This is a genomic window from Stenotrophomonas sp. TWI1409 (assembly GCF_039673015.1).
Lineage (GTDB): Bacteria > Pseudomonadota > Gammaproteobacteria > Xanthomonadales > Xanthomonadaceae > Stenotrophomonas > Stenotrophomonas maltophilia_A.
Genome location: NZ_JBDJKU010000120.1, coordinates 1 through 6,191, shown reverse-complemented (window position 1 = coordinate 6,191; position 6,191 = coordinate 1). Strand labels below are relative to the sequence as shown.

Genomic DNA, 6,191 nt, shown 5'->3' with positions numbered 1-6,191 from the left:
TGGGCGCGGCGGGGGCCGCCCCCCGGGTTCTCTGTCTGGGCGGCCCGGGGCCCGCCACTACCGCAAACAGAACCTGAAAGCGATTACATCCCTGCAAACGCCATTGAATACGTATGCAGGGTGATTCCCGCGAAGAACGCGCTGCCTACCATAGCGGCGACGACAGCGGCCACCGCGTCGCACGTCCACGGTCACTCCGGGACGTTCACGAATCGATCTGCAACATTGCCTGGGAGGGGAAAATGTTGAACCACAAGCGCAGCGCGCTGAGCATCGCGCTGGCCGTTGTCCTGGCGCCGACGCTGGCGTCGGCACAGTCCACGCAGAGCACCACCACGCCGGCCGCCACCGCCGCCACCAACCTGGATACGGTGCAGGTCACCGGCATCCGCCGCGGCATCGAGAACGCAATCGCGATCAAGCAGGACGCCACCTCGGTGGTCGAAGCGATCTCCGCCGAAGACATCGGCAAACTGCCCGACGTCAGCATCGCCGAATCCATCTCGCGCCTGCCCGGCCTGGCCGCGCAGCGTGTGGCCGGCCGTGCGCAGGTGATCAGTGTGCGTGGCCTGTCGCCCGACTTCGCCACCACCCTGCTCAATGGCCGTGAAGTGGTCAGCACCGGCGACAACCGCGGCGTCGAATTCGACCAGTACCCGTCCGAGCTGGTCAACGGCGTGACCGTGTACAAGACCCCGGACGCGGCGCTGGTCGGCCAGGGCCTGTCGGGCACCATCGACATGCAGACCGCACGCCCGCTCAGCTTCGGCGAGCGCGTGATCGCGGTCAGCGGCCGCTACCAGAAGAGCTCCCTGGGCCGCGCCGCCAACATCGACCCGTATGGCAACCGTTTCAGCGCCAGCTACATCGACCAGTTCTTCGACAACACCCTGGGCATCGCCATTGGTTATGCGCACAGCGACATGCCGATCCAGGAGAACCAGGTCGGCTTGTACGAACCCTGGACCACCGAACACACCGACAAGGGCGAGCGTCGCGGAATCGCACCTGGCACCTACTTCACCGATGGCATCAAGGCCCTGCGCCGCACCGGCAACAACAAGCGCGACGGCGTGATGGCAACGATCCAGTTCCGCCCCAGCAACAGCTGGACCAGCACCTTCGATGCGTTCCATACCGCAGCCGAGCAGATCGACACCGCCAACCAGTTCGAGCTGAGCCTCAGCGGCAACGGCGAGGACAGCAACAATCCCAACGCGATCCTGCCGGTGTTCAGCAATGTCGGTCGCAATGCCGATGGCAGCTTTACCGGTGGCACGATCAACAATGCATACCCGCTGGTGCGCGGCATGTACAACAAGCGCAAGGACAAGATCGATGCGTTCGGCTGGAACAACGAGTTCAACGTCGGTGGCGTGAAGCTGGTCGCCGACCTGAACTACTCCAAGGCGACCCGCCGCGAGATCAACCTGGAAAACAACCTGCAGCTGGTGCCGCGCCCGCAGTTCGACACGATCGGCCTGGTGGTGAACAACAACAGCTTCTCGCAGATCACGCCGGGTCGTGACTACTCCAATCCGGACAGCCTGTTCCTGACCAACACGATCTATGGTTCCGGCTACGGCAAGGTGCCGGAGGTGGAAGATCGCTTGAAGGGTGCCAAGCTGGCGGCGACGCTGCCGGTTCCCGAGGCCATGTCCAGCTGGTTCTCGGATGTGGACGTGGGCGTGAACTATGCCGACCGTCGCAAGCAGAAGGCCCAGGCCGAAGGCAACATCCTGCTCGGCGCCCAAGGCGAATCCACCATCGCACCGGACCTGCAGTACCGCCCGGTCAACCTCGGTTTCGCCGGCATTGGCTACATCCCGTCGTGGAATGTGCCGGCAGCCGTCGGTCGTTACATGACCTTCAACCCGGTCGACAACCTGGACTACCTGATTCCGAAATCCTGGACGGTCGAGGAGAAGATCACCACGGCGTGGGCACGCCTGAACATCAATACCGACATCGGCGTGGTCGGCGTGCGCGGCAACATCGGCGTGCAGATGCAGCACACCGACCAGAGCTCGGATTCGCGCTACTGGGACAGCTCGCAGCCGGCGGGCAGCAACATCCAGCCCTTCTCTGCCGGCAAGACCTACAAGGATTGGCTGCCAAGCTTGAACCTGGTGTTCATGTTCCCGCACCAGCAGACGCTGCGCTTCGCCGCCGCCAAGCAGGTCGCGCGCCCGCGCGTGGACCAGATGCGTGCCGGCCTGGAATTCGGCGTGGATACCAACAACGGCCGCCCCGGTGGCAGCGGTGGCAATCCGCTGCTCGATCCGTGGCGCGCCACCGCGCTGGATCTGTCCTATGAGAAGTACTTCGGCGAGAAGGCCTACGTGGCTGCGGCGATCTTCTACAAGGACCTGAAGAGCTACGTATACACGCAATCGGTGGACAACTACGACTTCAGCGGCCTGCTCGGCAACTACGTGCCACCGCCGGGCATGACCGCACCGGTGCTGACCACCGGCACCTTCTCCACGCCGCAGAACGGCAAGGGCGGCACCTTGAAGGGTCTGGAGCTGACCGGGTCGTTCCCGCTGGAGATGCTGACCGACAGCCTGCGCGGCTTCGGCGTGCAGGCCAGCGCGACCTTCAACAAGAGCGACATCACCATCCTGGATCCGGAGAGCGCCTCCAGTGTGGGCACCGACCCGATCAGCCTGCCGGGACTGTCCAAGCGCGTGTACAACTTCACCGCCTACTACGAACGCAGCGGCTTTGAAGCACGCGTGAGCCAGCGCCGCCGTTCGGACTTCATCGGTGAGATCGGCAACTTCAACGGCAATCGCACGCTGCGCTACGTGGTGGGCGAGAACGTGACCGATGCACAGGTCAGCTACACCTTCAGCGACAGCAGCAGCCTGCGCGGGCTGACCCTGCTGCTGCAGGGCAGCAACCTGACCAACGAGCCGTACCGCACCTACGCCGGCAGCAAGGACCGCCCGCTGGAATACATCGAGTGGGGCCGCACCTACATGCTGGGCGTGAACTACAAGTTCTGACCACGACCGGGTAGTGCCGGCCGCTGGCCGGCAGCGACTCATCGGAAACCCGCTGCGCAGGCAGCGGGTTTTCTTTTGCGCGGATGCCGGCCGTTGGTCGGCAAGGCCCATCCACGCATGGCGTGGATAAGGGCCATCCCCAGTAGATCCACGCCATGCGTGGATGCCCTTCACCGGAAGCCCACCCACAAAAAAGGGACGGGGCGCTTCGGCCCCGTCCCCGCAAGTACCGCCACCGGAGAAAACGGTCAGCTGCGTCGGGCGCAATACACCGCGCGCGGCGGCAGCTGGAGTTCATTGCCCTGCACCGTGCCCGCATCCGGGCCCGGCACCGCCACCTGCTGCCAGTTGCCCGGCGGCAGCGGATGGCTCACCGCCTCGGCCGACAGGTTGAAGGCCAGCAGGAGGGTTTCATCTGCAAGCATACGCTCGAACAGCAGCACTGGCTCGGCGCTTTCGATGAATCGGATGCTGCCATGCAGGAGTGCCGGCTGGCTATGCCGCCAGGCCAGGAACCCGCGGAACGCAGCCAGGACCGAGTCCGGGTCGCGCTCCTGCACCGCCACGGCCGCGGCACGGTGCTCGGGCGGGATCGGCAGCCACGGCTGGCCGGCGGTGAAACCGGCCAGCGGCGCATCGGTCCACGGCAGCGGGGTCCGGCAGCCATCGCGGCCCTTGAAGTTGGGCCAGAAGGTGATGCCATAGGGGTCCTGCAGGGCCTCGAACGGCACCTCGGCCTCGGCCAGGCCCAGTTCCTCGCCCTGGTACAGGCAGACCGAGCCGCGCAGCGAGCACAGCATCGCCACCAGCATCCTCGCCAGGCGCGGGTCAGCCGGGTGGCCGCCCCAGCGGCTGACCGCCCGCTCCACGTCGTGATTCGAAACCGCCCAGCACGGCCAGCCTTCGATCATCGCCGCTTCCAGCCGCGAGACCGTGTCGCGGATATAGGCCGCGCTGTAGTCGTCCACCAGCAGCTCGAAGCTGTAGCCCATGTGCAGGCGGCCATCGCGGGTGTACTCGGCGGTGGTGGCCAGCGAGTCCTCCGAGGAGATCTCACCCAGGCTGACCGCCCCCGGGTACTCGTCCAGCAGCGCGCGCAGCCTCTCCAGGAACGGCAGGTTCTCCGGCTGGGTGTTGTTGTAATAGTGGTACTGGTAGGCGTACGGGTTGTCCGGGCTGAAGCCGCGACCGAAGCGCTTCTCCGCCGGCTTGGCCGGGTTGTCGCGCAGCTGCGCGTCATGGAAGCAGAAGTTGATCGCATCCAGGCGGAAGCCATCCACGCCGCGGTCCAGCCAGAAGCGCACGTTGTCCAGGGTGGCCTGCTGCACGTCCGGGTGATGGAAGTTCAGGTCTGGCTGGTCGACCAGGAAGTTGTGCAGGTAGTACTGCTCTCGGCGCGGCTCCCACTGCCAGGCGCCGCCGCCGAACAGCGACAGCCAGTTATTGGGCGGCGTGCCGTCCTCGCGCGGGTCCGCCCATACGTACCAGTCGGCCTTGGGGTTGGTCCGGTCCTGGCGGCTCTCGCGGAACCAGGCGTGCTCGATCGAGGTATGGCTCAGCACCTGGTCGATCATCACCTTCAGGCCCAGACCGTGCGCCTTGGCCAGCAGGCGGTCGAAGTCGTCCAGGCTGCCGAACAGCGGGTCGACGTCGCGGTAGTCGGCGATGTCGTAGCCGAAGTCGGCCATCGGCGATTTGAAGAACGGCGAGATCCAGATCGCGTCCACGCCCAGCGTTGCGATGTGGTCCAGGCGCTGGATGATGCCCGGCAGGTCGCCTACCCCGTCGCCGTTGGCGTCAAGGAAACTGCGCGGGTAGATCTGGTAGATGACGGCTCCGCGCCACCATGGATAGTGCGACATCGACAGCCCCCCTCCGGGCGTGCGGGACCCGCCGGGAGCGGGCCGAAATCCTGATGCCGCAAGCTTAGCGGTGGCCTCACGGGCATGGCGCAACCTGCATACGTATTCACGCAGGCGGCATCCGTGGCCGGGCCGCGGACGCCGGCCTGCCCGGTTTGCGCCCGAATTCACAGGCAACGCCTATAATCAGCGATGAGCCTGAAAGCCTGATCGCATGACCATCACCGAAGACACCCGTCCCGCCCTGGGCCTGCCCCAGATCCAGTCGCTTGCCGCGGCCGACATGGCCGCCGTCGACGCCCTGATCCGGCGCCGCCTGTCCTCGGACGTCGTGCTGATCAACCAGATCGCCGACCACATCATTTCCGCCGGCGGCAAGCGCCTGCGCCCGATGCTGGTGATGCTGGCCGGCCATGCGGTTGGCCAGGCCGGCCCGGACCACCACCAGCTGGCGGCGATCATCGAGTTCATCCACACCTCCACCCTGCTGCACGACGACGTGGTGGACGAATCCAGCCTGCGCCGTGGCCGCAGCACCGCCAACGCCCTGTGGGGCAACGCGCCCAGCGTGCTGGTCGGCGACTTCCTGTACTCGCGCAGCTTCCAGCTGATGGTCGAGCTGGAGCGCATGTCGGTGATGCAGATCCTGGCCGATGCCACCAACCGCATCGCCGAGGGTGAAGTGCTGCAGCTGCTGCACGTGCACAACCCGGATACCGACGAAGCGGCCTACCTGCGCGTGATCGAGCGCAAGACCGCCGTGCTGTTCGCCGCCGGCACCCGTCTGGGCGCGCTGGCCAGCGGCGTGGACGAAGCCACCCAGCAGGCCCTGTTCGACTACGGCATGCACCTGGGCTACGCGTTCCAGATCGCCGACGACGTACTGGACTACTCGGCCAACGCCGAAGAGCTGGGCAAGAACCTGGGCGACGACCTCGCCGAGGGCAAGGCCACGCTGCCCCTGATCCATGCCATGGCCCATTCGGACGCCGCCACCCGCGAACGCCTGCGCACCATCGTGCAGGACGGCGACGCCTCGGCGATGCCGGAAGTGCTGGCCGCGATCCGCGCTACCGGCGGCCTGGAGTACAGCCGCGCGCGTGCCGAGGAATATGCCGAGGCCGCCGAGCGCGCGCTCGATGGCCTGGCCGACAATGATGCCGTGGCTGCCCTGCGCGGCCTGGCCCGCTACGCGGTGCAGCGCTCGCATTGATGGGTTGAGGTGTGGCGACCCACGGGCGGCACCCCCCCAACCGGAAATACGGTGGCGTGCGCCCCGTTGGGGGGCCCGGAAAAGAGGGTTGGGGCCGCCCGTAGC

Annotated in this window: 3 protein-coding genes; 2 read left to right on the top strand and 1 reads right to left on the bottom strand. The window is 66.4% G+C overall.

Annotated features, from left to right (window positions below; genetic code table 11):
- Positions 1 to 242: 242 nt before the first annotated feature.
- Positions 243 to 3,011: a TonB-dependent receptor gene (locus ABE423_RS20345; RefSeq protein ID WP_346487315.1), complete on the top strand. Its 2,769-nt coding sequence runs from the start codon at positions 243 to 245 to the stop codon at positions 3,009 to 3,011.
- Between the two features lie 248 nt (positions 3,012 to 3,259).
- On the opposite strand, the gene ABE423_RS20340 is transcribed toward ABE423_RS20345, so the two are convergent.
- Entirely contained in the window at positions 3,260 to 4,873 is a 1,614-nt protein-coding gene (locus ABE423_RS20340; protein WP_346487313.1) for an alpha-glucosidase, read from the bottom strand.
- Positions 4,874 to 5,087: 214 nt separating this feature from the next.
- Between ABE423_RS20340 and ABE423_RS20335 the strand changes: the two genes are divergently transcribed.
- Entirely contained in the window at positions 5,088 to 6,086 is a 999-nt protein-coding gene (locus ABE423_RS20335; protein ID WP_100437486.1) for a polyprenyl synthetase family protein, read from the top strand.
- Positions 6,087 to 6,191: the final 105 nt, after the last annotated feature.

Coding starts and splice junctions, on each gene's coding strand:
- ABE423_RS20345 (WP_346487315.1), top strand. CDS start 243: ATGTTGAACCACAAGCGCAGCGCGCTGAGCATCGCGCTGGCCGTTGTC.
- ABE423_RS20340 (WP_346487313.1), bottom strand. CDS start 4,873: ATGTCGCACTATCCATGGTGGCGCGGAGCCGTCATCTACCAGATCTAC.
- ABE423_RS20335 (WP_100437486.1), top strand. CDS start 5,088: ATGACCATCACCGAAGACACCCGTCCCGCCCTGGGCCTGCCCCAGATC.